This window comes from Variovorax sp. 160MFSha2.1 (genome assembly GCF_048305075.1).
In the GTDB taxonomy this organism is placed as follows: domain Bacteria; phylum Pseudomonadota; class Gammaproteobacteria; order Burkholderiales; family Burkholderiaceae_C; genus Variovorax; species Variovorax guangxiensis.
The window spans coordinates 4,221,937-4,247,297 of record NZ_CP157624.1 but is presented as its reverse complement, the minus strand read 5'-3'; the positions used below and the strand labels follow the sequence as shown (position 1 = coordinate 4,247,297).

General features: G+C 66.6%; 19 protein-coding genes. 13 read left to right on the top strand and 6 right to left on the bottom strand.

Annotation, left to right across the window (positions count from 1 at the left end):
• The first annotated feature begins 248 nt into the window (after positions 1–248).
• The 13 genes from ABL838_RS19290 (at position 249) to ABL838_RS19230 (ending at position 19,859) form a co-directional block, all read left to right on the top strand.
• Complete coding sequence (locus ABL838_RS19290) at positions 249–3,257, top strand: type VI secretion system Vgr family protein (protein WP_418121517.1); 3,009 nt, start codon at positions 249–251, stop codon at positions 3,255–3,257.
• Between the two features lie 75 nt (positions 3,258–3,332).
• Positions 3,333–8,108: an RHS repeat-associated core domain-containing protein gene (locus ABL838_RS19285; protein ID WP_418121516.1), complete on the top strand. Its 4,776-nt coding sequence runs from the start codon at positions 3,333–3,335 to the stop codon at positions 8,106–8,108.
• Between the two features lie 92 nt (positions 8,109–8,200).
• Positions 8,201–8,584: a hypothetical protein gene (locus tag ABL838_RS19280; protein ID WP_184636809.1), complete on the top strand. Its 384-nt coding sequence runs from the start codon at positions 8,201–8,203 to the stop codon at positions 8,582–8,584.
• Complete coding sequence (locus tag ABL838_RS19275; protein WP_418116945.1) at positions 8,581–8,919, top strand: hypothetical protein; 339 nt, start codon at positions 8,581–8,583, stop codon at positions 8,917–8,919. Before ABL838_RS19280 ends, ABL838_RS19275 begins: the two co-directional genes overlap by 4 nt.
• 80 nt (positions 8,920–8,999) lie before the next feature.
• Complete coding sequence (locus ABL838_RS19270; RefSeq protein WP_369661713.1) at positions 9,000–9,254, top strand: hypothetical protein; 255 nt, start codon at positions 9,000–9,002, stop codon at positions 9,252–9,254.
• Positions 9,255–9,280: 26 nt separating this feature from the next.
• Positions 9,281–9,775 carry a pentapeptide repeat-containing protein gene (locus tag ABL838_RS19265; RefSeq protein ID WP_418121515.1) on the top strand — a complete coding sequence of 165 codons (495 nt, stop codon included), beginning with the start codon at positions 9,281–9,283 and terminating at the stop codon, positions 9,773–9,775.
• A gap of 12 nt (positions 9,776–9,787) precedes the next feature.
• Positions 9,788–14,509 carry an RHS repeat-associated core domain-containing protein gene (locus ABL838_RS19260; RefSeq protein WP_418121514.1) on the top strand — a complete coding sequence of 1,574 codons (4,722 nt, stop codon included), beginning with the start codon at positions 9,788–9,790 and terminating at the stop codon, positions 14,507–14,509.
• On the top strand, positions 14,510–14,824 hold the full coding sequence (locus ABL838_RS19255; RefSeq protein ID WP_418121513.1) for a hypothetical protein: 315 nt from the start codon (positions 14,510–14,512) through the stop codon (positions 14,822–14,824).
• Between the two features lie 172 nt (positions 14,825–14,996).
• A complete protein-coding gene (locus ABL838_RS19250; protein ID WP_418121512.1) occupies positions 14,997–15,359 on the top strand; it encodes a hypothetical protein in 363 nt (120 codons plus the stop codon).
• Between the two features lie 293 nt (positions 15,360–15,652).
• Positions 15,653–16,669 (top strand): sugar ABC transporter substrate-binding protein, encoded by a 1,017-nt coding sequence (locus ABL838_RS19245; protein WP_184636821.1) that lies wholly within the window; start codon positions 15,653–15,655, stop codon positions 16,667–16,669.
• A gap of 40 nt (positions 16,670–16,709) precedes the next feature.
• A complete protein-coding gene (locus ABL838_RS19240) occupies positions 16,710–17,675 on the top strand; it encodes an ABC transporter permease (protein WP_184636823.1) in 966 nt (321 codons plus the stop codon).
• Positions 17,676–17,839: 164 nt separating this feature from the next.
• Positions 17,840–18,637, top strand: coding sequence for an ATP-binding cassette domain-containing protein (locus ABL838_RS19235; protein WP_418121511.1), 798 nt, complete (start codon positions 17,840–17,842; stop codon positions 18,635–18,637).
• Complete coding sequence (locus ABL838_RS19230) at positions 18,630–19,859, top strand: ROK family transcriptional regulator (protein WP_418121510.1); 1,230 nt, start codon at positions 18,630–18,632, stop codon at positions 19,857–19,859. The genes ABL838_RS19235 and ABL838_RS19230 overlap by 8 nt, the downstream gene beginning before the upstream one ends.
• On the opposite strand, the gene ABL838_RS19225 is transcribed toward ABL838_RS19230, so the two are convergent.
• The 6 genes from ABL838_RS19225 to ABL838_RS19200 all read right to left on the bottom strand — a co-directional run bounded on the left by ABL838_RS19225 (position 19,856) and on the right by ABL838_RS19200 (position 25,335).
• Positions 19,856–20,254: a DUF6194 family protein gene (locus tag ABL838_RS19225; protein WP_418121509.1), complete on the bottom strand. Its 399-nt coding sequence runs from the start codon at positions 20,252–20,254 to the stop codon at positions 19,856–19,858. The genes ABL838_RS19230 and ABL838_RS19225 overlap by 4 nt on opposite strands.
• A gap of 22 nt (positions 20,255–20,276) precedes the next feature.
• Complete coding sequence (locus tag ABL838_RS19220; RefSeq protein WP_418121508.1) at positions 20,277–21,302, bottom strand: tripartite tricarboxylate transporter substrate binding protein; 1,026 nt, start codon at positions 21,300–21,302, stop codon at positions 20,277–20,279.
• Between the two features lie 13 nt (positions 21,303–21,315).
• The gene (locus tag ABL838_RS19215; RefSeq protein ID WP_418121507.1) at positions 21,316–22,758 is read right to left on the bottom strand and encodes a sensor histidine kinase; all 1,443 of its coding nucleotides are present in this window, start codon (positions 22,756–22,758) and stop codon (positions 21,316–21,318) included.
• Positions 22,759–23,424 (bottom strand): response regulator, encoded by a 666-nt coding sequence (locus ABL838_RS19210; RefSeq protein ID WP_126021863.1) that lies wholly within the window; start codon positions 23,422–23,424, stop codon positions 22,759–22,761.
• 25 nt (positions 23,425–23,449) lie between these two features.
• Positions 23,450–24,460, bottom strand: a complete 1,011-nt coding sequence (locus tag ABL838_RS19205) for a Bug family tripartite tricarboxylate transporter substrate binding protein (protein WP_126021864.1) — start codon at positions 24,458–24,460, stop codon at positions 23,450–23,452.
• A gap of 80 nt (positions 24,461–24,540) precedes the next feature.
• Positions 24,541–25,335: an IclR family transcriptional regulator domain-containing protein gene (locus ABL838_RS19200; RefSeq protein WP_126021865.1), complete on the bottom strand. Its 795-nt coding sequence runs from the start codon at positions 25,333–25,335 to the stop codon at positions 24,541–24,543.
• Between the last annotated feature and the right edge of the window lie 26 nt (positions 25,336–25,361).

Here is a 25,361-nt window from a genome sequence, read left to right as displayed (position 1 = left end):
TCGGAGGGCGCCGTAATTCATTCGAATCTCACCAGCGTGACTGCGGACACCGGCAGCCAGGGATCGCGAACTTTATGCTGATTCGAAGAACCGTCTATTTTTCGCATTGGTTCTTGCGATAAATCAACACTTAGAATAATTGTGAAAATATGCATCAGGGAGGTGAGCATGCCGCTCAATTTGCAAACAATATTCTTATCAATTGAGTTTCAATTAGGCGGTTTGTCTTATCTGCAAACCGAGGCTCAATGACCCGGCGCGTCAATATCGAGACGCCCGCGGGCGAGGCACTGCAATTCCGCCAGCTGGTAGGCCGCGAAGCGCTGAGCCAGCTGTACGCCTTCGACGTCGAACTGCTGGGCAACAGCAACGCCATCGACCCCAAGAGCCTGCTGGGCAAGGCCTGCAACGTGTCGGTGGAGACCGAAGGCGGGGTGAGGTACCTGGGCGGTATCGCCACCCGCTTCGGACTGCAGCAGGAGGATGCGCGTCACTCCTTCTACCGCCTGCGCCTTCGCCCCTGGCTGTGGCTGGCCACGCGGCGCAGCGACTTCCGCATCTTCCAGGGCAAGAGCGTTCCCGAGATCGTCATGGAAGTGCTCGGGCGTTATGGCCATCCCATCGAGCAGAAGCTCAGCCGCGGCGACTACCGGCGCTGGGATTACTGCGTGCAGTACCACGAGAGCGACTTCGACTTCGTCTCGCGCCTGTGCGAACTCGAAGGCATCTACTACCACTTCCGGCACGAGGCCAGCCAGCACGTGCTCGTTTTCGCCGACGACATCGCCAATTCCCACAGCCCGCTGCCCGGCGGCGAGGAGGTGCGCTACCACCCACTCGAGAAGTCCGGCATGGGCCAGCGCGAGCGCGTCTACGCGTGGGAGATCGCCGAGGAGGTGCGCTCGGGCCATCACTACAACGACGACTACGACTTCGAGAAGCCCAAGGCCGAGCTCTCGCACCTGCGCCAGATGCCCCCGGGGCATGACCACGACGCCTTCGAGAACTACGAATGGCCCGGCGGTTTCGTGCAGCACGGCGACGGCGAGACCTACGCGCGCATCCGCAACGAGGAGCAGCTCAGCCAGCGCAGCCGCGTCACGGGCCGTGCCAATCTGCGCGAGCTGGCCACCGGCCATACCCTGCGCCTGACCGGCCACCCCAAGGCCGACCAGAACCAGCAGTACCTGCTCGTGGGCGTGAGCTACCACCTGCAGGAGAACCTGCAGGCCAGCGAAGGCGTGGAAGGGACCGAAGGCTCCGTGCAGCGCTTCGCCTTCGAGGCCCAGCCCACCAGCTATGCATGGCGGGCGCCGCGCACCACGCCCAAGCCGCGTACGCGGGGCCCGCAGACCGCCATGGTCGTGGGCCCGGCGGGCGAGGAGGTCTGGACCGACCAGTACGGGCGCATCAAGGTGCAGTTCCACTGGGATCGCCTCGGACAGGACAACGAGAACTCCAGCTGCTGGGTGCGCGTTTCAACCGCGTGGGCCGGCGCCACCTTCGGCATGACCAGCGTGCCGCGTGTCGGCATGGAGGTGATCGTCGACTTCCTCAACGGCGACCCCGACTACCCCATCGTCACTGGCTGCGTGCACAACGCCGACACCATGCCGTCGTGGGAGCTGCCGGGGCAGAAGCACCTGTCGGGCATCCGCAGCCGGGAGCTCGGAGGCGGACGCGGCAACCACCTCGTGCTGGACGACACGCAGGGCAAGATCCAGGCGCAGCTGCGCAGCGACCATCAGTCCAGCCAGCTGAGCGTGGGGCACATCGGCCGCATCGAGGACACGGCAGGGCGCAAGGAGCCGCGCGGGCAGGGCTTCGAGCTGCGCACCGACGGGCATGGCGTGTTGCGTTCGGGCAAGGGCCTGCTCGTGACCACCGAGGCCCGGCCGAATGCACAGGCGCATGCCACCGACATGGGCGAGACGGTGGGCCGCCTCACGCAGGCGCGCGATCTGCACGAAGGCCTCAGCGGCCTCGCCCAGGGCGCGCAGGCCCATGAAGCCGGCGACCAGGACGAAGTCACCACGAGCATCAAGGAACAGAACGACGCCATCAAGGGCCAGGGCGGCAATCGCGAGCAGGGCGATTTCCCCGAGTTCCAGGAGTCGCACCTGACGCTGGCCAGCGCCAAGGGCCTGCAGACCGTGGCGCAGGGCTCGACGCACGTCGTGAGCAACGAGCACACCGCGCTCACCAGCGGCGGCCATACGAGCGTGAGCGCGGGCAAGAGCATGCTGGTCAGCGTGCAGAGCGCGATCCGCATGTTCGCCGCCAAGGCCGGCATGCGGCTCGTGGCTGCGGGCGCGGACATCGACATCAAGGCGCTGAAGGACAGCGTCAACGTGCTGGCCAAGCTCAACATCACGCAGACCGCCAACAAGATCACCATCCAGGCGAAGGAAGAAGTGGTCATCAACGGCGGCTCGAGCTACAGCCGCTGGAGTTCGGGCGGCATCGAGCACGGCACGGCCGGCACATGGCGCGAGCATGCCGCCGTCCACAGCCTCGTGGGGCCGGCCAACGACGGCAAGCCCGCGCTGCCCAACCCGCCGCCGGTGCCCAAGGGCCAGCTCGACCTCTATCACCAGTACATCAAGCCGACCGGCGAAAAGCGCCAGGGCGTGGCGCAGGGCGATTTCACCGTGGTGGATTCGGAAGGCGGCACGCACGCCGGCACCTTCGACCGCAACGGCTTCGCGACGGTGTCGGGCCTGCCCATCGGCACCGCCAAGGTCACGTTCGGCAAGGACCCGCGAGACCCTTGGGAAGAAGGCAGCTATTACGGTACGCCGGAGGACTGGAAGGCGACCGGCGCGACCGGCGCGGCCGCGGGCGGAGCGGGCGGGGGCGTGTCGGGCATCTCCGGCATCTCCGGCCTCGTGGGCAACGCTGCCGGACTGGCCGGCTCTGCGGGCGGCGCCGCAGGAGCCCTCGCAGGCGTGGCCGGCATGGGCAGCAAGGCGGCGAGCGCGCTGAACCAGGTCACGCAAGCGGCCGGCGTCGCGCAGCAGGCCGTGGGCGCGGCGCAGGCGATCCAGCAGGGCGGCGCCAAGGCGCTGCTCGGCCAGGCGAGCCAGGCGGCGACCGGCATGGCGATCCAGGCGGCCGGTGCCAAGCTCGGCCCGATGGGCGTGCCGATCACCGGCGTGATGAGCGGCATCGCTTCTGGCGGTATGAAGCAGCCAGGCATCGCCACCGCAGTTGCAAATTCAGTCGCCACAGGCCGGACGCCTGGCTTCGCAGGCTGACCCTGCCTGGTCGCCCCGAATGGCCCTCCAGCGGGCCACCCAACCTGAAACGAGAGTTCGAGAGAAAAAGAAAAAATGGCAGAACAGGAGGCGGCGTCGAAGCCGCAGGCAACCGAGCGCGAGCCGCAGACGGCGGTGGCACCGCTGAACACGATCGTGAAGGAAGACGTCGCCGCCGCCAGCAAGGCGGTGGACGACTGGCTGCGCTCGTTCAGCGGCGGCTACGTGACGCTGGAGCGATTGACGATGGTGCTGGGCAGCATCCCGATCGTGGGCAACATCATGGCGCTGGTGGATGTGTTCCTGGACATCATCAACATCGTCGAGAAGAAGGCCAAGGACGGCGTCGATGCGTTCCTGAACTGGGTGAGCCTGGGCATCAACCTGATCGGGCTGATCCCGATACCGCCGAGCATGGCAGCGGCGCGCATGAGCCTGCGCCCGACGCTGCATCTGGTGAAGCAGGAGCTGAAGTCGGCAGCCTCGAATCTGGGGGAAGCCATCGTCACCACGCTGGTGGGTCACCTGAACGCCACCATCATGGGCGAGCTGGACACGTTCATCGACGGAGCCATCGCCAAGCTCGATGGCATCCTGAAGAGCTGCGCGGATCTTGCGGACAAGATCATCGACAACCTGGTGGACATCCTGCGTCGGGTGCTGGGTCAGAAGGACCTGTTCACGGTGGGCGCCCCTGCGGCGGCAGAGACCAAGGTGCATGACCCGAAGACGCAGAGCACGTGGAGCCGGATGTGGGGTGCGGCGGTGCGCTACTCGAAGCAGTCGGCGAACTACGTGGCGAAGGCGGCTGCGAGCCATCTGCCGGATGGCATCGCGGGGCGGATCAACGGGGTGATCGCGCAAATGCTGGACTTCAAGCGGCTGCTGAGAGGGCAGCTGTCGAGGCTGGCGGACAAGGAGGCGCAGGCCAGCATCATGTGGCTGCTGCACAAGCTGCGGGATGCGCTGCTGAAGAAGAAGGGCAGGAGGGCCGCGATCGTGCCGCCGCAGGCGGGGGCGGTTGCCCAGAAGGACAAGCCCGGTGACCAGTTGGGGCACATCAGCAAGCAGGCGCCCGCGAACGGGCGAGGGTGCAGCATCAAGAACGGTCCGGCGCCGGTGCGCAAGGGCGGCTCCATCAGTCTCGCTCTCGGGGATGAGAGCTTCACCCACACCGATTTCGTTCTCGCAGCGCCGCTGCCGATCGAATGGGCGCGTACCTACGCCAGTGACCTCGACGCCTTCGACCGCGGCAGCCTGGGCGCACGCTGGATCACCCCCTACAGCATGCGCGTGGACCTCGCCACGCCCATGCGAGGCGCGCGCCAGGGCCAGCCCAGCCTCGTCTACCACGCCGCCGACGGCCGCAGCCACGCCTACCCGTTGCTGGCCGTGGGCCAGAGCTATTTCGACGCGATCGAGGAAGTCCGCGTCTCGCGCCTGAGCGAGGGCCTGCTGGTGCTTGACTTCGGCAAGCTTCTGCCCGAAGGCGAGCAGAGCGAGTGGCGCGAGATCTACGAGTACGTCGACAGCAAACAACCCCATTTCCGGCTGGTCACGCAGCAGGCCAAGGACGGCATGGCCATCGGCCTGCGCTACGACCACGTGATCGCGGCAACGGGCGAGCGCGTACTCAGCGACGTCATCAGCAAGCACGGAGAAGCCGTCATGGCGCATGTAGGCACGAAGCCTGATGCGCAGACCGGGCTCATCCAGTCGCTGTGGGAGCTCAAGGACGGCCAGGTCGTGCGCCAGCTGGCCGCCTACACGCACGACGCCGAGCGGGACCTCGTCGCCGCACAGGACGAAGACGGCGCCAGCTGGAGCTACACCTACAGCCACCATCTCGTGACCCGGTACACCGACCGCACCGGCCGGGGCATGAACCTCGAGTACGACGGCACAGGCCCTGACGCCAAGGCCGTGCGCGAGTGGTCCGACGACGGCAGCTTCGCGCTGAAGCTGGAGTGGGACCGCAACATCCGCCTGACCTACGTGACCGATGCGCTGGGTGGGGAGACGTGGCACTACTACGACATCCAGGGCTACACCTACCGCATCATCCATCCGGACGGGCTGCAGGAGTGGTTCTTCCGTGATGACGCGAAGAACATCACGCGCCACGTGCACACCGACGGCACGACGGACGACTACACCTACGACCCCGACGGCAACCTGCAGACGCACACCCGAGCCGACGGCAGCCGGGTGCACTACGAATACGACAGCCTGCACCGGCTCACTGGCATCCGCGATGCGGAAGGCGGCGTGTGGAAGCGCGACTACGACGCGCAGGGCCATCTCACGGAAGAGATCGATCCGCTGGGCCACAAGACCGAGTACACGTACGACAAGGCCGGCAGGCCCGTGCGCATCACCGATGCGAAGGGCGGCACGAAGCTGATGAGCTACACGCCTCGCGGTCGGCTCGCGAGCCTCACCGATTGCTCGGGCAAGACCAGCCGCTGGACCTACGACGATCGCGGCCGACTCGCCACGGCCGTCGATCCGGCGGGCAACGTCACGCGCCATCTCTACAGCCTTCCGCAGGAAGACGCGGTACTGCGTGCCCAAGGCAGCGTGCCGGGCTTGCTCCACGAGCTCGTGCTGCCCGACGGCACGCGCGAGCAGACACTGCACGACCCCGAGGGACGCATGCTCGCGCATGTCGACGGGCTCGGGCGCCGCACGCACTACAGCTACAACCGCGCAGGGCTCATCGCCGGCCGCACCGATGCCGACGGGCATTCGCTCAGGTACCAGTGGGATCTGCTGGGTCGTCTTGTCGAATTGCGCAACGAGAACGGCAGCCGCCACAGCCTGCGCTACGACCCCGTGGGCCGGCTGCTGGAGAAGACCGACTTCGCCCGCCGGACCACGCGGTACCGCTACGAGGAAAGCACCGGCCGGCTTGCCGAGGTCGACGCGGGCGGGCGAGTGGTGCAGTTGCAGGCCGATGCCATGGGCAGGATGACCGAGCGGTCCGCTGGCGGCCAGGTCGAGCGCTTCGCCTTCGACCGCAACGGGCGCATGGTGGAGGCGACGAACAGCGACGCGCGCCTGCAGTGGTTCTTCGACCCGGCCGGCAACCTGACGCGCGAGCATCAGCACGACCTGCAGGCCGGGCGCACCGCGATATGGCAGCACCGCTACGACGCACTCAACCAGCGCGTCGCCACGATCCGCCCCGACGGCCATGCGACCCAGTGGCTCACCTACGGTTCGGGCCACGTGCACGGCCTGCTGCTCGACGGACACGACATCCTCGGCTTCGAGCGCGACGACCTCCATCGCGAAGTGCTGCGCGAGCAGCGCAACGGCCTGACCCAGAAGCTGCGTTACGACAGCGCAGGGAGGCGGCTGGAGCAGCAGGTCGTGCCGGGCCAGGCGAGCGCACCCGGCGCGCTGCAGCTGCAGCGCACCTACGGCTACGACAGGGCGGGGCAGCTCGTCGCCATCGGCGACAGCCATCATGGCAACCTCGACTACCGCTACGACCCCGTCGGCCGCCTCGTGGAGGCCAACAGCCGGTTCGGACGCGAGACCTTCGCCTTCGATCCGGCGGGTAACGTTGCCGAGCCCGCTGGCACCACCGGCGCAAGCCGGGCTCCCATCGCTCCCTTGCTCGACAACTTGCTCCGGGCCTATGCCGGCGTCCGTTATCGATACGACGAGCACGGCCACATGGTCGAGCGCGTATGCAACGGCCGGGCGACCACCTTCGCGTGGGACGGTTTCGGGCGCCTGAGTTCCGCCACGGACCCAGACGGCACGCAAACCTCATTCGCCTACGACCCGCTGGGCCGCCGCATCTCGAAACGCTCGCGAGACAGCATCACCCGGTTCGGTTGGGATGGCGACACGCTCGCCTTCGAGAGCACGCAGAGCCTCGCCGCGGAGCAGGAAGACGACGGACGCGGCTGGAGCGTGCACTACGTCCACGAGCCGCGCTCCTTCGCTCCGCTGGTTCAACTGCGCCAGGCGCATGCGATCGTGCCGGGCAGGACGCCCGACGTGCGGGAACTCATGGCCGCCAACGGTGGCGCCTACGACATCGAGCAGGATCCGCTTTGGAACGGCGAACTCCAGCCGGGGCAGCGCAGCTTCGAGGCGGACGAGATCGCCTTCTATCAGTGCGACCACCTCGGCACGCCGCGGGACCTGACCGATCATGAAGGCCGGGTCGGATGGTCGGCTCAGTACAAGGCCTGGGGCGAAGCGCGCGAGGTCATCAGCGAGGCGGGGCGACGTGCCGGCATCGTGAATCCGATCCGCTTCCAGGGGCAGTACTTCGATGCCGAAACGGGGCTGCACTACAACCGCTACCGCTACTACGATCCGGCGAGCGGCCGGTATGTCTCGCCCGACCCGCTGGGGCTCGCAGGCGGCCTCAACCTGTATGCGTACGTCGGCGGCAACCCCGTGCGCGGCATCGATCCGCTGGGTCTGGTCGACATCAACCTGTTCCCGCACAACGAGGCGATCCGGCAGTCGGCAGACAACATCCCGAGCCCGCCCGGCACCTTCACGGTCGGCTCCCACGGCAATCCGAGCATCATGACCGACACCGCGCTCAAGGGCATCACCCCTGCGCAAATGGCGCAGCGGATCAAGGCGCATCCGTCGTATACGGAAGGCCAGCAGGTTCAGCTTATGTCATGCGAGACCGGCAAGGGAACGGACCCCTACGCGCAGAAACTGGCCAACGAGCTCAATGCGCCTGTCGTGGCGCCCGACAAGCTCCTGTGGATCTGGCCCCACGGCGCCTACAAGCCTGCTGGCCAGAAGGCCGACGGAAGCATGGACACCGCCGATCCCGGGGTCTGGCATACCTTCAACCCCAAGCCATGAAGAACATCGATCTCAGGTTCGGCACGAAGCTGGCAGTGCTTCTTCCTCTTCTTCTGAACCTCCCAGTCTCTTACGCAACGGAGAACCAAGCCATGGACAAGCCCGACGCCGCACCAGCCTCTTCTTCTTCGCCCATCTCGGGTGCGCAGTCCTACGCGCTGACAGATGCGCAACGAGCCGAACTGATCACGAAGGCCGAGGCCGGTGACGCCGAGGCCGCGTTCCGTCTCTCGCTGTACTACACCTTCACGTCTTCCGACGACGTTCAGCGCATCCGCTGGCTGACGATCGCGGCCAAGGCCGGACACGTCGTCGCGCAGCACAACCTGGCCTACGACCTCTACATGGGCGGCAAGGACCTCGCCGAAGCCGCGCATTGGGCGGCGGAGTCGTCGAAGAGCGGCAATGCGGAGGCAGGAGATCTGCTCAAGGAGATCGAAGCGGCCCGCGCGAAGGCCCGGGGCTCGCGTCCGTGAGCGACGGCCTCGATGGTTCGGCCGCGCCGCTCTTCGAGATCGAGCCGCCGGATCGGCTGCTGCTCAACACCCCGGTGGTGATCGCATTGGGCAACGCTTTCAGGCTGTTCGAGAGGACCGGGCAAGACCTGAATAACTTCGATGTCCGCATTGCCGAAAGGCGGAAAGAGAACGGCGAGGACGAAGACGGTGTCGACACCATCGGCATAGCCTTCTCTGCCAAGCTGCCGCCCGGGCAGAAGGGACTTGGCAACGCCAGCAGGTTGGGGCGGTCGATCATGTACATCGCCTCGAGGATCACGGGCGAAATGCTTCGGGAGCGAGGAAGCAGGTAGTGGTCCCGACGCTGGGACTGTTTCAAAAGACGCCGCGACCGACCGAGTCTGCGGCTTTCAATTTTGAAAGGGAGAAAAGAATGAACGAAATCATCGAAGTCGATGGCCTGGTAGCACAGGCGATTGCAGTGGCCTGGGAGGATGGAAGGTCTTCTGGCCTGCGGCTCGAGAACTACAAGCTTGTGCTGGTCGATGCATCCGACGGATACCGGGTTACGTGGGAAGCGTCGAACAAGCCGCAGGGTCATCGCGGTGCCCTGCCGGGCCTGGCGGAACCGCAACTGCTGATCGACAAGTTCAGCGGCCGAGTCCTTCAGAAGCATCTGTCTCGCTGAAGAGATAGCCAACCGAGGGACATCGAGTGTCTTCCCAGATCATCATCCTCGCCCACGACATGTGGCGCAAAGGCGCTGGCGGTGCTCCCGCCGGGCTCGTCGGCCAGGCCGACAGCTTCGCCTACGCGGGGCTCGACCTGGGCCTTGCCCAGTTCGCCGCAACGACCTTCGCAGGCACGAGCTTCACCGCCACCAGCTTCGAGCAGGCGGGCTGGAGCGGCTGCCAGTTCACGGGCTGCAGCTTCACCCAGTGCGACTTCAGCAGCATCTCGATCACCGGCTGCACGTTCATCAATTGCAGCTTCACGGGCGCGAACTTCGATGGCGCGAGCATCGGAAGCAGCACCTTCCGGCAGTGCCAGTGGGACGACATCAGCTTCGCGGGCGGCAGCTGGAATGACGTCGGCGTGCTGGACTGCAGCGGCACCGTGGTGCATGCGCAAGGGCTGCAGGGACGCAGCGTGGACTTCACCGGCAGCACCTTCGAGCAGCTCGAGTTCCAGGGCGCCAGCATCAACTGAGGGAAACAATAAATGGCAGGGACGGAAGAGAAGAAAGCGCCGACCGAGCGCGAGCCGCAGACGGCGGTGGCGCCGCTGAACACGATCGTGAAGGAAGACGTCGCCGCCGCGAGCAAGGCGGTGGACGACTGGCTGCGCTCGTTCAGTGGCGGCTACGTGACGCTGGAACGATTGACGATGGTGCTGGGCAGCATCCCGATCGTGGGCAACATCATGGCGCTGGTGGATGTGTTCCTGGACATCATCAACATCGTCGAGAAGAAGGCCAAGGACGGCGTCGACGCGTTCCTGAACTGGGTGAGCCTGGGCATCAACCTGATCGGGCTGATCCCGGTACCGCCGAGCATGGCTGCGGCGCGCATGAGCCTGCGCCCGACGCTGCACCTGGTGAGGCAGCAACTGAAGACGGCGGCCTCGAACCTGGGGGAGGCGATCGTGACCACGCTGGTGGGGCACCTGAATGCCACCATCATGGGTGAGCTGGACAAGTTCATCGACGGAGCCATCGCCAAGCTCGACGGCATCCTCAAGAGCTGCGCGGACCTGGCAGACAAGATCATCGACAACCTGGTGGACGTGATGCGTCGCGTGCTGGGGCAGAAGGATCTGTTCACGGTAGGCACGCCTGCGTCACCCGAAACCAAGGTGCACGACCCGAAGACGCAGAGCACGTGGAGCCGCATGTGGGGTGCGGCGGTGCGCTACTCGAAGCAGTCGGCGAACTACGTGGCGAAGGCGGCTGCGAGCCAGCTGCCCGATGGCGTTGCCAGCCAGGTCAACAGCGTGATCACGCAGATGCTGGACTTCAAGCAGCAGCTGCGCGGGCAGCTGTCGAGGCTGGCGGACAGGGAAGCGCAGGCCAGCATCATGTGGCTGCTGTACAAGCTGCGGGATGCGCTGCTGAAGAAGAAGGGCCAGCGTGCCGCGATCATCGCTCCGCAAACAGGAGCCAAGGCGGAAAAGGAAAATCCCGGAACGCAACTCGGCCACATCAACAAGCAAGCCGATGCACAAGGGACGGCGGGGTGCAAGAACTGCCCTGCGCCGGCGCGCAAAGGGGCTTCCATCAGCCTTGCCACGGGCAACGAAAGCTTCACCCACACCGACTTCGTTCTGGCAGCGCCGCTGCCGATCGAATGGGCGCGCACCTACGCCAGTGACCTCGACGCCTTCGACCGAGGCAGCCTGGGCGCGCGCTGGATCACCCCCTACAGCATGCGTGTGGACATCACCGCCCCCGCGCGAGGCGCCCGCCAGGGCCAGCCCAGCCTCGTGCACCACGCCGCCGACGGCCGCAGCCACGCCTACCCGGTGCTGGCCGTGGGCCAGAGCTATTTCGATGCGATCGAGGAAGTCCGCGTCTCTCGCCTGAGCGAGAGCCTGCTGGTGCTTGACTTCGGCAAGCCTCTGCCCGAAGGCGAACAGAGCGAATGGCGCGAGATCTACGAGTACGTCGACAGCAAACAACCCCATTTCCGGCTGGTCACGCAGCAGGCCAAGGACGGCATGGCCATCGGCCTGCGCTACGACCACGTGATCGCGGCAACGGGCGAGCGCGTACTCAGCGACGTCATCAGCAAGCACGGAGAAGTCGTCATGGCGCATGTGGGCACCAAGCCCGATGCGCAGACCGGGCTCATCCAGTCACTGTGGGAGCTCAAGGACGGCCAGGTCGTGCGCCAACTCGCCGGCTACGCGCACGACGGCGAGCGCGACCTCGTCGCCGCGCAGGACGAAGACGGCGCCAGCTGGAGCTACACCTACAGCCACCACCTGGTGACCCGCTACACCGACCGCACAGGCCGGGGCATGAACCTCGAGTACGACGGCACCGGCCCCGACGCCAAGGCCGTGCGCGAGTGGTCCGACGACGGCAGCTTCGCGCTGAAGCTGGAGTGGGACCGCAACATCCGCCTGACCTACGTGACCGATGCGCTGGGCGGGGAGACCTGGCACTACTACGACATCCAGGGCTACACCTACCGCATCATCCATCCGGACGGGCTGCAGGAGTGGTTCTTCCGGGACGAGGCGAAGAACATCACGCGCCATGTGCACACCGACGGCACGACGGACGACTACACCTACGACGCCGACGGCAACCTGCAGACGCACACCCGAGCCGACGGCAGCCGGGTGCACTACGAATACGACAGCCTGCACCGGCTCACTGGCATCCGCGATGCGGAAGGCGGCGTGTGGAAGCGCGACTACGACGCGCAGGGCCATCTTGCGGAAGAGATCGATCCGCTGGGGCACAAGACCGAGTACGCGTACGACAAGGCGGGCAGGCCCGTGCGCATCACCGATGCCAAGGGCGGCGTCAAGGCGCTCGTCTACTCGCCATCGGGCCAGCTGCTGAGCTACACCGACTGCTCCGCAAAGACCAGCCGCTGGGACTACGACGATCGCGGCCGCCTGGTCAAGGCCACCGATGCTGCCGGCAACGCCACCAGCTATCGCTATGCAGCCGGCCAGTTGGAAGAGATCGAACAGCCCGACAGGACGAGCGAGCACTTCGAGCACGACGCCGAAGGCCGGCTGCTCGTGCACACCGACGCACTGGGGCGCGCCACGCGCTACAGCTACACGCGCGCCGGCCTGATCGCCGGCCGCACCGATGCCGCTGGCCGCTCGCTCAAGTACCACTGGGACCTGCTGGGCCGCCTGACCGAACTGCACAACGAGAACGGCAGCCGCTACGACTTCCGCTACGACCCCGTGGGCCGACTGCTCGAAGAAACCGGCTTCGACCGCAAGACCACGCAGTACGTCCACGAAGAAACCACGGGCGTTCTCGCCGAAGTGATCGAGGCGGGCCACAGCACCGAACTCGAATTCGATCCTCTCGGCCGCCTTAGCGAACGCCGCGCCGGCGGGCAGTCCGAACGCTTCGCATACGACCGCAACGGCCGCCTGCTCGAGGCGACGAACAGCGATGCGCGCCTGCAGTGGTTCTACGACCCGGCCGGCAACCTGACTCGCGAGCATCACCACTACCTGAAGCGCAAGCGCACGGCGGTCTGGCAACACAGCTACGACGAACTCAACCATCGCGTCGCCACCGTGCGGCCCGACGGGCACGTCACCCAATGGCTGACCTATGGCTCCGGCCATGTGCACGGCCTGATGATCGACGGTCAGGACATCCTGGGCTTCGAGCGGGACGACCTGCATCGGGAGATCGCACGCGAGCAGGGCAACGGCTTGAGCCAGCGGCAGCAGTACGACCCGGCGGGACGGTTGCTCGAGCAGCAGATATCGCGCACCAGGCCAAGTGCTGTCGAGGCAGTTGGCATCCAGCGCCGCTACAGCTACGACAAGGCTGGCCAATTGGTGGCCATCGGCGACAGCCGGCGTGGCAACCTGAACTACCGCTACGACCCCGTGGGCCGCCTGCTCGAAGCCAACAGCCGCCTCGGGCGCGAGACCTTCGCCTTCGACCCCGCAGGCAACATCGTCGACCCGCCCCCGGCCAACGAGCCGCTGAGGCACCCGGCCGGCAAGCTGCTGGATAACCTGCTGAAGACCTACGCCGGCACCAGCTACCGCTACGACGAACGCGGCAACATGACCGAGCGCGTACGCAACGGCTGGCGCACCGTTTTCGCATGGGACGGCTTCAACCGCATGACCGCGGCGACCGACCACAGCGGCATCACCACCACCTTCAGTTATGACGCGCTGGGGCGGCGTCTATCCAAGAGTTCGGGCGACACCACGACTTTGTTCGGCTGGGACGGCGATGTGCTCGCATTCGAGAGCACGCAGAGCAGCTCGGCGATCGAGGAGGGCGGCGAGCACGGCTGGAGCGTGCACTACATCCACGAGCCGAACTCGTTCGTGCCGCTGGTGCAGGTGCGCCGGGCGAGCGCGATGGCGCTGAGCGAGATGACGGATGCGAAGGCGTTGATGGAGGCCAATGGAGGCGCCTACGACATCGAGCAGGATCCGCTGTGGAACGGCGAGCAGAGGCAGGTGCCGCGGGCGTTTGACAGAAGGGAGATGGCGTTCTACCAGTGCGACCACCTGGGCACACCGCAGGAACTGACAGACCATGAGGGCAGCATTGCGTGGTCGGCGCAGTACAAGGCGTGGGGAGAGGCGCGGGAGGCGATCGGCGAAGCGGGGAGAAGGGCGGGGTTCAGGAATCCGATTCGGTTTCAGGGGCAGTATTGGGATGAAGAGACGGGGCTGCACTACAACAGGTATCGATACTACGACCCACTGGTAGGGCGATTCGTCTCGAGGGATCCAATTCGAATCCTCGGTGGTGAAAACTTCTACGAGTACGCGCCAAGTCCTACTTACTGGATCGACCCCTTTGGATTAGCGCGAAAAGGAGGGCAACGGACTAATGGCGGGAGCACTCCGCCGAACAAACCCGAGCAGGCGAAAGCGGCGCAAACACAGGAAAACGCGCATTGCCCGCTGATGACGCGAGTGCGGCATTACACGAATCGAAAAGGGTCAACCGGAATCCAGGCCAGCGGCAAAGTTATTGCCAGTGACAACAATCGCGTCTATGTTGAGCCTGCTAGCGGAAAACCACTAAGTCAACGCGATGCCGAAGATAAGTATCAGATCGGACAAGGTCGCGGGCGGGACTATGTTGAATTTGACGTGCCGCTGTCAAGACTTGAATGGGTGGAGAATCCTAGGTATCACAGGCAGGAGCTAACGATTAAAGGTGGTGTTCCAGCATGCAATCTAAAAGTCTTTAGGAGATCTTAAATGATGGAAAAAAATAAAGAATTGCGAATTGATGGGGGGGATTTATTAAGCGTCCTTCGAGAGATCGAGTACATGCTAATTTCCCTGCATAAGATTGGCTCATATTACGCGCCGGATCTTCCTGATAAGAAGTCAGAATACAACGCGGAAACAACCAAATTCATTGACGACGGAGAAGTGACGAGTCGGCTCGCCAGAGTTCGATCTACCTTGTCCAGGGTTTTCGATGAAACTCGAGGCGAAGATGACCTGACAGATATTGAGCGAGCTTTGGAAGGTCTGCAGTTTTGGAGACCAGGAAATAACAGTGAGTGAACAGTACTGAATAGCGGTGCCAGGTTGCTGAACGGTGCGCCGAGATTTTTTGTGCGCTGGCTTCTGATCACTTCGAGCTATTGTTGAAGTTGAATCCTAATGAAATGAATTGACGCTTCGGTGGCGATGCTGGCAGTGAGGTTGTAGCTTGATAGTTTTTCATTTTGGGCCGTTGAGCAAGGACGAATTAACGATTGATTTCGATGAAGAGGGTGCTGGTTTTCTTCTCTCGAAAATCTCTGCATTGATAGATGGAATAAAGAGTGTCGAGCATGTCGGCTCTCTTCATTTGTTTCGAAATAATCTGGAGGAAGCGATAATTGAATTGAGACTTGGCGTGCTCGATCGTCTCGAAATGAAGAAAAATTCGTTGTTCTTGGAGATAAGCTTGGATGCTTTGGGGTATGCGCTCCATCAGTTGACTGAGTTCCTGGAAAGGGGCTACTTCTTTCCTTCCGAATTCTGGAGTTTTTCGAGAGAAGGCCGAAAATACGATACGCAGGTTTTCTTCGGAAAGCTCTCCTCGCGGGAGTGACTCCTTCGCCTCCGGCTTGAGAGGGCAACCCGAACGCTACGTGGATCTACCCTTCAGCATTGCGCGCACGACAGACGTCCCCCAAGCAAAACCCCCCATTGATTGTTCGCCGCCATAGCCACAGGCTTCGGCGCCTCTACATCTGCTGTGTTCGGGTTTCCGATAACTAAATCACCTTGATTTAGTCCCTCCGCTGCCCGATAGTCCCCTTGCGCCCGGACGCCCGCTTCCCCTCACGCGATCCGGATCCAAAACCGCAGGCGCTAACAACCGCCCGCCCAAGGAGACAACCCATGCACACCAGCCCCCGCTCTATCCTCGCCCTGGCAGCACTCTCCCTCGCCGCAGCCTCCGCGTCGACCGCTGCCTTCGCCGCCGACCAGCCCGTCATCGGCCTCGTCACCAAGACCGAGACCAACCCCTTCTTCGTGAAGATGAAGGAAGGCGCCCAGGAAGAGGCCAAGAAGCAGGGCGCCAAGCTGCTCTCCGGCGCAGGCAAGGCCGACGGCGACAACGCCGGGCAGATCACCGCCATGGAGAACATGATCGCGGCCGGCGCCAAGACCATCCTCATCACGCCGAGCGATGCCAAGGCCATCGTTCCCGCAATCAAGAAGGCGCGCGACAAAGGCGTGATGGTGATCGCGCTCGACAGCCCGGCCGATCCGCCGGATGCGACCGACGCGCTCTTCGCGACCAACAACTACACCGCCGGCGTGCTGATCGGCGAATACGCCAAGGCCGCGATGGCGGGCAAGCCGGCGAAGATCGTCGCGCTCGACCTGCTGCCGGGCCACCCCGTGGGCGCGCAGCGCCACAACGGCTTCATGAAGGGCTTCGGCCTGCAGGCCAACGACGCGAAGTCGAATGAGCTGTCTAAGGCGCCCGAGATCGTCTGCATGGCCGACAGCTACGGCGACCAGGCCAAGGCGCAGACGGTGATGGAGAACTGCCTGCAGAAGGCGCCCGACGTGAACCTGGTCTACACCATCAACGAGCCCGCCGCCGCCGGTGCGTACAACGCACTCAAGCGCGCCGGCAAGGAGAAGGGCGTGATGATCGTGTCGGTCGACGGCGGCTGCCAGGGCATCAAGGACACGGCCGCCGGCATCATCGCCGCGACCTCGCAGCAGTACCCGCTGAAGATGGCCGCCATGGGCGTTGCCGCGGGCGTCGAGTACGCCAAGACGGGCAAGAAGGCTTCGGGCTATGTCGATACGGGCGTGACGCTGATCGCTGGCAAGAGCGTGGCGGGCGTCGACAGCAAGGACACCAAGACCGGTGCCGAGCTGTGCTGGGGCAAGAAGTAAGCAGCCGAGCTGACGACGAATTCCAGGGAGGCACATCTCGATGGCGAAATCCGCATCAGCCACGCACCACATCCCGTGGGGCGCCCTGGGGCCGTGGCTGGCCCTGCTCGGCGCATGCATCTTCTTCGCGACCCAGTCCGACCGCTTTCTCACGGGCGGCAATCTCTCGCTGATCCTGCAGCAGGTGATGGTGGTCGGCGTGATCGCCATCGGCCAGACGCTGGTGATCCTCACGGCGGGCATCGACCTGTCGTGCGGCATGGTGATGGCGCTGGGCGGCATCATCATGAGCAAGTTCGCCACCGAGCTCGGCCTGCCGGCGCCGGTGGCCATCCTCTGCGGCATCGGCGTGACGACGCTGTTCGGCCTGCTCAACGGCCTGCTGGTCACGCGCATCAAGCTGCCGCCCTTCATCGTGACGCTGGGCACGCTGAACATCGCCTTCGCGATCACGCAGCTGTACTCGTCGTCGCAGACCATCACCGACCTGCCCGGCGGCCTCACGGGCCTGGGCACCACCTTCACCATCGGCGGCGCCGAAGTGGCCTGGGGTTCGGTGCTGATGGTGGTGCTCTATTTCCTCGCGTGGTTCGTGCTGCGCGAGACGGCGGCGGGGCGGCACGTCTACGCCGTGGGCAACAACGCCGAGGCCACGCGCCTCGTGGGTATCCCTACCCAGCGCGTGCTGCTGGGCGTGTACGTGATGGCGGGCGTGCTTTACGGCATCGCCTCGCTGCTGTCGGTGGCGCGCACCGGAGTGGGCGACCCGAACGCGGGCCAGACCGAGAACCTCGACGCCATCACGGCCGTGGTGCTCGGCGGCACCAGCCTCTTCGGCGGCCGCGGCATCGTGCTGGGTTCGCTGATCGGCGTGCTGATCGTGGGCGTGTTCCGCAACGGGCTCACGCTGATGGGCGTGTCTTCGATCTACCAGGTGTTGGTGACGGGCATCCTGGTGATCCTGGCCGTCACGGCAGACCAACTCTCGCGCAGGGGGGCTCGCTAGCATGAAGCTCACCCCCAGTCTTCGCGCACTTCGTGTGGCTTCGCCAACCCCCTTCCAGGGGGCAACACCTTCGGCCGGGCAAAGCCCGTTCCGCGGTGTTCCCCGACGGGTCCGCGCCGGTCGCGTCGGCCGCGGCTCGTGTGCCAGCGTGGTGGAGAACTGAAATGAACACGGCTACAAACCGCAAGATCGTGATGCAGGCCAAGGGCCTGGTGAAGCGCTACGGCCAGGTCACGGCGCTGGCCGGTGTCGACTTCGAGCTGCGCGCAGGAGAGATCCTCGCGGTGATCGGCGACAACGGCGCGGGCAAGTCATCGCTCATCAAGGCGCTGTCGGGCGCGATCGTGCCCGACGAGGGGCAGATCCTGCTCGACGGCAAGCCGGTGAACTTCCGCAATCCGCTGGAGGCGCGGCGCGCGGGCATCGAGACGGTCTACCAGGACCTGGCCGTGGCACCCGCCATGACCATCTACGAGAACCTGTTCCTCGGCCGCGAGCTGCGCCGCCCCGGCTTCATGGGCAACGTGCTGCGCATGCTCGACAAGAAGAAGATGCTGCAGGAAAGCACCGCGCGCATGGCCGACCTGAAGGTCGGCATCCAGTCGATGACGCAGGCGGTCGAGACGCTCTCGGGCGGCCAGCGCCAGTGCGTGGCCGTGGCGCGCAGCGCGGCCTTCGCGCGGCACGTGGTCATCATGGACGAACCCACCGCCGCGCTCGGCGTGAAGGAGGGCAACATGGTGCTGGAGCTGATCCGCCGCGTGCGCGATCGCGGCCTGCCGGTGGTGCTCATCAGCCACAACATGCCGCACGTGTTCGAGGTGGCCGACCGCATCCACGTGGCCCGCCTGGGCCGCCGCGCGGCCGTGCTCGATCCTAGGAAGATCAGCATGAGCGACACGGTCGCGGTGATGACCGGCGCGATGACGGCCGACCAGCTGCCCGCGGAGGCGCATGCCTGATGCGCACGCACCCGCTGCTGCGCGCACGCCCGACCTGCTGCGGCCCCGCGGCTCCAACCAGGTCGGCATGCGCCAGTTCAACGAGCGCACGGTGCTGCAGGCGCTGCGCGTTCACGGCAGCCTGCCCAAGGCCGACCTGGCACGGCTGACCGGGCTCAGCGCGCAGACCATCGGGCTCATCACCGCGCGGCTGGAGGAAGACGGGCTCATCCTCAAGCAAAGCCGCGTGCGCGGACGCATCGGCCAGCCCTCGGTGCCGCTGGCGCTCAACCCCGACGGCGCCTTCGCCATCGGCATCAAGGTCGGCCGGCGCGGTGCCGAGTGGCTGCTGATCGACTTCGCCGCGCAGGTGCGCGAGCGCCACGCCATCGGCTACGACTTTCCCGACGCCGACGAACTGCTGCCCGCCATCGCGCAGCACATCCACCGCCTGCGCGACGGCCTGGGGCCGCTGGCCGCGCGCAACGTGGGCGTGGGGCTGGCCGCGCCGTTTCTGCTCGGCGGCTGGCACCGCACGCTGGGGCTGTCGAAGGCGCAGTCCGACCTGTGGAACCAGATGGACCTGGCCGCCGAGGTGCGTTCGCGCATCGACCTGCCGGTGAGCTTCGCGCGCGACACCGTGGCCGCCTGCGTGGCCGAACTGGTGGGAGGGCGGGGGCACGACCTGAAGAGCTTTCTCTACATCTTCGTCGACACCTTCGTGGGCGGCGGGCTGGTCATCAACTCGCACCTGCATACCGGCGCGCATGGCAATGCGGGCGCGCTGGCATCGCTGCCGATGCAGCCGCCGGGTACCCGCGGCGCGCTGCCGCCGCAGCTGGTCGCGCAGGCGTCGCTGTGGGAGCTCGAGCAGCGCCTGTCGGCCGAAGGCCTCGACCCTATGGCCGCCTACGACGACCGCGCGCTGCAGCCGCCTTTCGCACAGACCACGACGGCCTGGCTGGCCAGCGCATCGCAGGCGCTGGCGCATGCCATCGTGTGCGGCACCGCCATGCTCGACCTGTCCGACGTGGTGGTGGACGGCTCCATGTCACGCCCGCTGCTGCAGGCGCTGCTCGACCAGACCCGCGACGCGCTCGACCACTGCAACTGGGAAGGCCTCTGGCAGCCGCAGCTGCACGGCGGCAAGGCCGGTGCGCAGGCCTGCGCGCTGGGCGGCGCGATGCTGCCGCTGCACGCGAACTTCGCGCCGGACCACGACGTGTTTCTGAAGGCGGCCTAGGCTGTTCGACGTGATCGCGCGAGGCTCAGTGCCTCGGCGATCAGCGGTTTGACCGTCTCGAAGGTCTTCGCGCTCGGGTTGATCACGCTGACCCAGTACATCTTCGCGTACAGCGGATGCGGCATCAGCGTGTCGAGCGCGCTGTAGTCGGGTGAGGCGGGCTGCTCGCCGAAGAGCGCGCGGAACGTTTCCTTGCCCACGCCGAGGTTCAGCCGGAACACGCCGGCGCGGTTCAGCTTCGAGGCGTTGTCGAACTCGTTGTCCTTCGTCACGATGGTCGCGAAAGGAAACTTGTCGTCGCCGTCGTGGAAGAAGAAGGTGTTGTCGTCGGCGATCTGGAAATGGCCGCCGGCCAGCATGTCGATGATGTGTTGGGTGATCGCGTCTTCGGTCATGGGCGCGATCTTGCCCGCATTCTCATCGGGAAGTCGGCCAGCGCCGCAGCCCCAGTTCGTCCGCCAGCTGCCGGTAGGCCTTGATCTGCGCCTGCACATAGTCGTCGAGCGCGGAGCCGGTGAGGGCGAAAGGGTAGAGCCCGTGCTGTTCGCGCAGAGATGCATAGCCGGGCGCAGCGCTCGCCTCGCGGAACGCGTTGGTCCAGGCGCGCACGGCGGCATCGGGCACGTCCGCACTCAGGTAGAGGCCGCGCACCGTGGGCCAGACCAGGTCCACGCCTTGCTCGCGCGCGGTCGGCACGCCGGTGAGGGCGCCGCCCAGCCGGTTCTCCGACAGCACCGCGAGCAGCCGCACGGCCGCTCCGCCCGCGATGGCCTGGAGCGCCTCGGCCGCGTCGCCCGGAAACGCGTCCACATGCCGCCCCTGCAATGCGCTCAGTGCGTCGCCGCCGCCCTCGAAGGAGACGAAGCGCATCGCCTTGTGGTCTCGTCCCGCGGCGCGCACCAGCAGCGCGGCCTTCACCCAGTCCTGGCTGCCTACCGTGCCGCCCGCGCCGAAGGCGATGCGCGACGGGTCCTGCCGCAGTGCGGCGACAAGGTCCTGCAGGCGCCTGAAAGGCGAATCGCGGTGAACGGCGATCACGCCGTAGTCGGTGCCCAGCGTGGCGATCCAGCGCACGGCCGAGGGCGAATGCGGTCCGAAGCGGCCTTGCGCGAGGTTGAGCAGCGAGCCGCTGGAGAACGCCACCAGCGTGCCCGGCCCGCCGAGCTTGCCGGTGGCGATGCGGTCGAAGGCCACGGCGCCGATGCCGCCCGGCAGGTAGCGCTGCGCGAGCGGTGGGCGCGCGGGGCGCACGGCCTGCAGCGCGTCGCGCGCCAGTGCGCAGGTCAGCGCGAAGCCGCCGCCCGCCTTGGCGGGGATCACGCAGTCGGCCGCTTCTTCGGAAGGATCGCCCGCGGCCATCGCGCGCATGCCGAATGGCGGCGCGAGCAGCGCACACAGCGCGCGCAATGCATGGCGTCGGTTGGAGGTAGCGGAGGAAGGCATGGCGGCGGGCCCGTCAGTCGGAGGCCGGGGCCGATGAAGCGCGCGGCCACCAGATGATCGCATGCAGCCCCGGGCCGGTTTCGCGTGCCTCGAGCCGCAGTTCGCCCCGGTGCCGCTGCGCAATGGAGCGCGCGATGGCCAGCCCGAGCCCGAAGCCGCCCTTGCCGGCGCGTGCGCCACGCCGGAAGCGCTGGCCCAGCGCGGCGCGTTCCTCCTCGTCGATGCCCGGGCCGTTGTCTTCCACGTTGAGGCTCCAGCCCGCGGCGTCGCCGGCAGCAAAAAGCGTGATCGTGCCTTCGGCTGGCGTGTAGGCGATGGCGTTGCTCACCAGGTTGCCCAGTGCCTCGCGCATCAGCCCGCGATCGGCCACGGCGGGGAATTCGGGCGCGGGTGAATGGACGCCCAGGTCGATGCCCAGATCTATGCGTTTTGCGCGCGCCAGCGGCAGCAGGTCGACGGCCACTTCGCGCAGCAGCCCCGCCAGATCGAATTCGGCGGGCTCCACCGACACCGTGTCGCTGCGGCCCAGCGCCAGCAGCTGCTGCGCGCTGCGCGTGGCGCGGCCGATCTCGGTGCCGAGCGCATCGAGCGCCACCTGCACCTGCGCCGGGTCTTCCTCACGACGTGCGTAGTCGGCCTGCATCTGCAGCGTGGTCAGGTGCGTGCGCAGCTGGTGCGAGGCGTCGTCGAGGAACTGGCGCTGCTGCGAAACCAGCTCTTGCGTGCGAGACATCTGCTGGTTGACGGCAGCCACCAGCGGCCGAACCTCGGCGGGCAGGTCGGTCTCGGCAATGCGCGTGAGGTCATCGCTGGTGCGCGCGCCCACCTCGCGCGCCAGCCGCGAGAGCGGGCGCAGCGCCGCCGCGAGCGCGATGGCGGTGCCGCACAGCAGCATCGCCAGCACCAGCCCGTCGCGCAGCGCCGCGCTGCGCACGAAGCGCGCGCTGAATTCCTGGCGCGAGCGCGTGCTCTCGCCGACCTGGATCAGCACGCTGCGCCCGGTGCTGCCGGCCGGCGCACGGTCGAGGTCGCGGCGGTAGGCCGCGAGCCGCACGGCCTCGCCGAAATAGGTGGCGTCGTAGAAGGCCGGCACGCCCATCTTCAGCTCGGCGGGCGGGGCGGGCAGGTCGGCGCTGCCCAGTTCGACCAGCCCGTCGGAGGTCGAGACGCGGAAGAACACCTGTCCACTCGCCGTGAGCTCGAAGAACTCGAACATCGTGTAAGGCAGCTCGACGGAGAGCCCGCCCGACGCGGTCGAGATGTTGGCGTCGATGGACTTGAGCGCGCCCAGCAGCGAGCGGTCGTAGGCCGCGTTGGCGGCGGCCAGCGCGTCGTGCCGCGTCATCCACAGCTCCAGCGCGGTCACCACGAGCAGGGCGGGAAAGAGCAGCAGCGCGAGCCGCTGCCAGAGGCTCGCGCGGCGCAGGCGGTTGACGATGCCCTGCGTCACGCTCACTCAGTCTGCTTCCAGTACGTACCCAAGCCCACGCAGCGTGACGATGCGCACGCCGCTGCCGTCCAGCCGCTTGCGCAGCCGGTAGACGAAGACTTCCACCGCCTCGGGGTGCACTTCCTCGTCGTCGGAGAACACGCGCTCCAGGATCTGCTGCTTCGACAGCGGCTCGCCGCTGCGCTGCACCAGCACCCGCAGCACCGCCAGTTCGCGCGGCGAGAGCGCCAGCGCCTCGCCGTTGAGCGTGAAGTGCCGCCGCGCGCCGTCGTACACCAGCGGGCCGCAGGCCTGGCGCGGATGTTCCACGCCGCGCGCGCGGCGCACCAGCGCATGCAGCCGCGCCTCGAGCTCGGCCAGCGCGAAGGGCTTGGCGAGGAAGTCGTCGGCGCCCGCGTTGAGCGAGGCCACCCGCTCGTTCACCGAATCGCGCGCCGTGAGGATCAGCGCCGGCAGCCGCTGGTCGCGCTCGCGCAGCCGCTGCAGCACCGTGTGCCCGTCCAGCCCTGGCAGGCCCAGGTCGAGCACCAGCGCGTCATGGTCGCGCTGCTGCAGCGCCCGGTCGGCCAGCCGCCCGTCGTCCACCCATTCGACCTGGATGCCCGCGTGCTCCAGCGCCTTGCACAGCCATGTGCCCAGGGTGTGTTCGTCTTCGGCCAGGAGAATGCGCATGGCCCGATGCTAGAGCCGACGGGGCTCAATCCGGCTTGATGTTTGCCCTTGCGATGACCTTCTGCCAGCGAGCCTGTTCGGAGGCGATGAACTGCGCGAACTGCTCCGGCGTGCCGCCGATGGCTTCCGCCGCGTCGTTGGTCAGCCGCTGCATCGAGTCGGGCGACTTCACGGCCTTCATCGTCTCGGCCGAAAGCTTGGCGAGCTGCGCCGGCGTGATGCTGGCCGGCGCGAGCATGCCGTACCACTGCGTCATCTCGAAGCCGGGGAAGCCCTGTTCGGCCACGGTCGGCACGTCGGGCAGCTGCGGCAGGCGCTTGGCCGAGCCGGTCGCGATGCAGCGCACCTTGCCGGCCTTGATGAACTGCAGCACCGCCGCCGCGCCGATGGCCGAGGCGTCGAGCCGGCCCGACAGCAGGTCGGTCACCATCGGGCCGGTGCCGCGGTAGGGCACGTGCAGCATGAACACGTCGGCCGTCATCTTCAGGTACTCGAAGGCCAGATGGCCGGCGCTGCCGTTGCCAGCCGAGCCGTAGCTGAGCTTGCCCGGCTTCGACTTGGCGTAGGCGATGAATTCCTTCAGGTTCTTCGCCGGCACGTCGGGGTGCACCACGTAGAGGCTGGGCACCTTGGCCAGCAGGCTCACGGGCTTGAAGTCCTTGTTCGCGTCGTAGGGCAGCTTGGCGAAGATGTACGGGTTGACCGCCAGCGTGCCGATGTGGCCCAGGATGATCGTGTGCTGGTCGGTGGCGCGCGCCACCTCGCCCATCGCGATGTTGCCGGCAGCGCCCGGCTTGTTGTCGACGAACACGCTCTGGCCGATGGTGCGCGAGAGCTCAGCGGCGGTCGAGCGCGCGACGATCTCCGAGCTGCCGCCTGGCGCGAAGGGCACGACGAAGCGGATCGACTTGCTGGGCCACGCGTCTTCGGCGAAGGCCATCGAGGGCAGCAGGCCGCCGAGGGCTGCCGCGCCGCCGGCCTGGAGCAGGCCGCGGCGGCTCAGGCGGGTGTCTTGGGGGAGGAGGGGGGCGGACATGGTGCTTGTGTCTCCAGCGCTTTTTGGATTGAAAGCGCACATCGTGCCCGGGGGATGCTGTCGGAATGCTGTCAGTCGGGTCAGATCAGGTTCCGCATCGCCTGCGCCGTCTCCCGAAGCACCGGCAGCACCCGCGCCACCGCATCCTCCGAGCTCTCGTGCCCCATCGGCATCGTGATGTTCAGCGCGCCGACCAGCGTGCCGTGCCGGTCGCGCAGCGGCACCGCGATGCCGCGCGAGTTCAGGTCGAGCTGCTGTTCGGACAGCGCCCAGCCCTGGGCGCGGATGCGCGCAAGTTCGAGCTTCATGCGCTCCATGCTCGCGATGGTGTGCGAGGTGAAGACGGTGAGCTTGCGCGTGGTGAGCCACTCGTCGAGCTCTGCGTCGCTGCGCAGCGCCAGCATCAGCATGCCGGAGGCGGTGACCTGCGCCGGCACGCGCGCGCCGAGCACGTAGCCGGTGCTCATGCTGCGGTTGGGGCCGTTGCGGGCGATGTAGACCACCTCGTCGCCGTCCATCACGCTGAGGTAGGCGATCTCGTTGGTGCCGGCGGCCACACGCTGCAGGAAGGGCTGCACCACGCGCGGCAGGCGGGCCGACTCCAGGTACGACTGGCCCAGGCGCAGCACGCGCGGCGTGAGCCAGAACAGCTTGCCGTCGCTGGCGACGTAGCCCATGTGCTGCAGGGTCAGCAGGTAGCGCCGCGCGGCGGTGCGGGTCATGTTCGTGCGCTGGCCGGCCTGGCTGGCGGTGAGGCGCGGGTTGGCGTCGTCGAAGGCCTCGATGATGCTCACGCCGCGCTCCAGGCCGGCGATCCAGTCGCGCTTGTCCAGGCCGGGAGGCGGTGCCGGGTCGTGATTGCTGTCCTTGCTCATGGGCGGAAGTGTGATCTGTGCGGAAG

Bases quoted from the DNA above. Each gene is read 5' to 3' on its own strand.
- ABL838_RS19290 (WP_418121517.1), top strand. From the start codon at position 249: ATGACCCGGCGCGTCAATATCGAGACGCCCGCGGGCGAGGCACTGCAA.
- ABL838_RS19285 (WP_418121516.1), top strand. From the start codon at position 3,333: ATGGCAGAACAGGAGGCGGCGTCGAAGCCGCAGGCAACCGAGCGCGAG.
- ABL838_RS19280 (WP_184636809.1), top strand. From the start codon at position 8,201: ATGGACAAGCCCGACGCCGCACCAGCCTCTTCTTCTTCGCCCATCTCG.
- ABL838_RS19270 (WP_369661713.1), top strand. From the start codon at position 9,000: ATGAACGAAATCATCGAAGTCGATGGCCTGGTAGCACAGGCGATTGCA.
- ABL838_RS19260 (WP_418121514.1), top strand. From the start codon at position 9,788: ATGGCAGGGACGGAAGAGAAGAAAGCGCCGACCGAGCGCGAGCCGCAG.
- ABL838_RS19255 (WP_418121513.1), top strand. From the start codon at position 14,510: ATGATGGAAAAAAATAAAGAATTGCGAATTGATGGGGGGGATTTATTA.
- ABL838_RS19245 (WP_184636821.1), top strand. From the start codon at position 15,653: ATGCACACCAGCCCCCGCTCTATCCTCGCCCTGGCAGCACTCTCCCTC.
- ABL838_RS19240 (WP_184636823.1), top strand. From the start codon at position 16,710: ATGGCGAAATCCGCATCAGCCACGCACCACATCCCGTGGGGCGCCCTG.
- ABL838_RS19235 (WP_418121511.1), top strand. From the start codon at position 17,840: ATGAACACGGCTACAAACCGCAAGATCGTGATGCAGGCCAAGGGCCTG.
- ABL838_RS19230 (WP_418121510.1), top strand. From the start codon at position 18,630: ATGCCTGATGCGCACGCACCCGCTGCTGCGCGCACGCCCGACCTGCTG.
- ABL838_RS19225 (WP_418121509.1), bottom strand. From the start codon at position 20,254: ATGACCGAAGACGCGATCACCCAACACATCATCGACATGCTGGCCGGC.
- ABL838_RS19220 (WP_418121508.1), bottom strand. From the start codon at position 21,302: ATGCCTTCCTCCGCTACCTCCAACCGACGCCATGCATTGCGCGCGCTG.
- ABL838_RS19210 (WP_126021863.1), bottom strand. From the start codon at position 23,424: ATGCGCATTCTCCTGGCCGAAGACGAACACACCCTGGGCACATGGCTG.
- ABL838_RS19205 (WP_126021864.1), bottom strand. From the start codon at position 24,460: ATGTCCGCCCCCCTCCTCCCCCAAGACACCCGCCTGAGCCGCCGCGGC.
- ABL838_RS19200 (WP_126021865.1), bottom strand. From the start codon at position 25,335: ATGAGCAAGGACAGCAATCACGACCCGGCACCGCCTCCCGGCCTGGAC.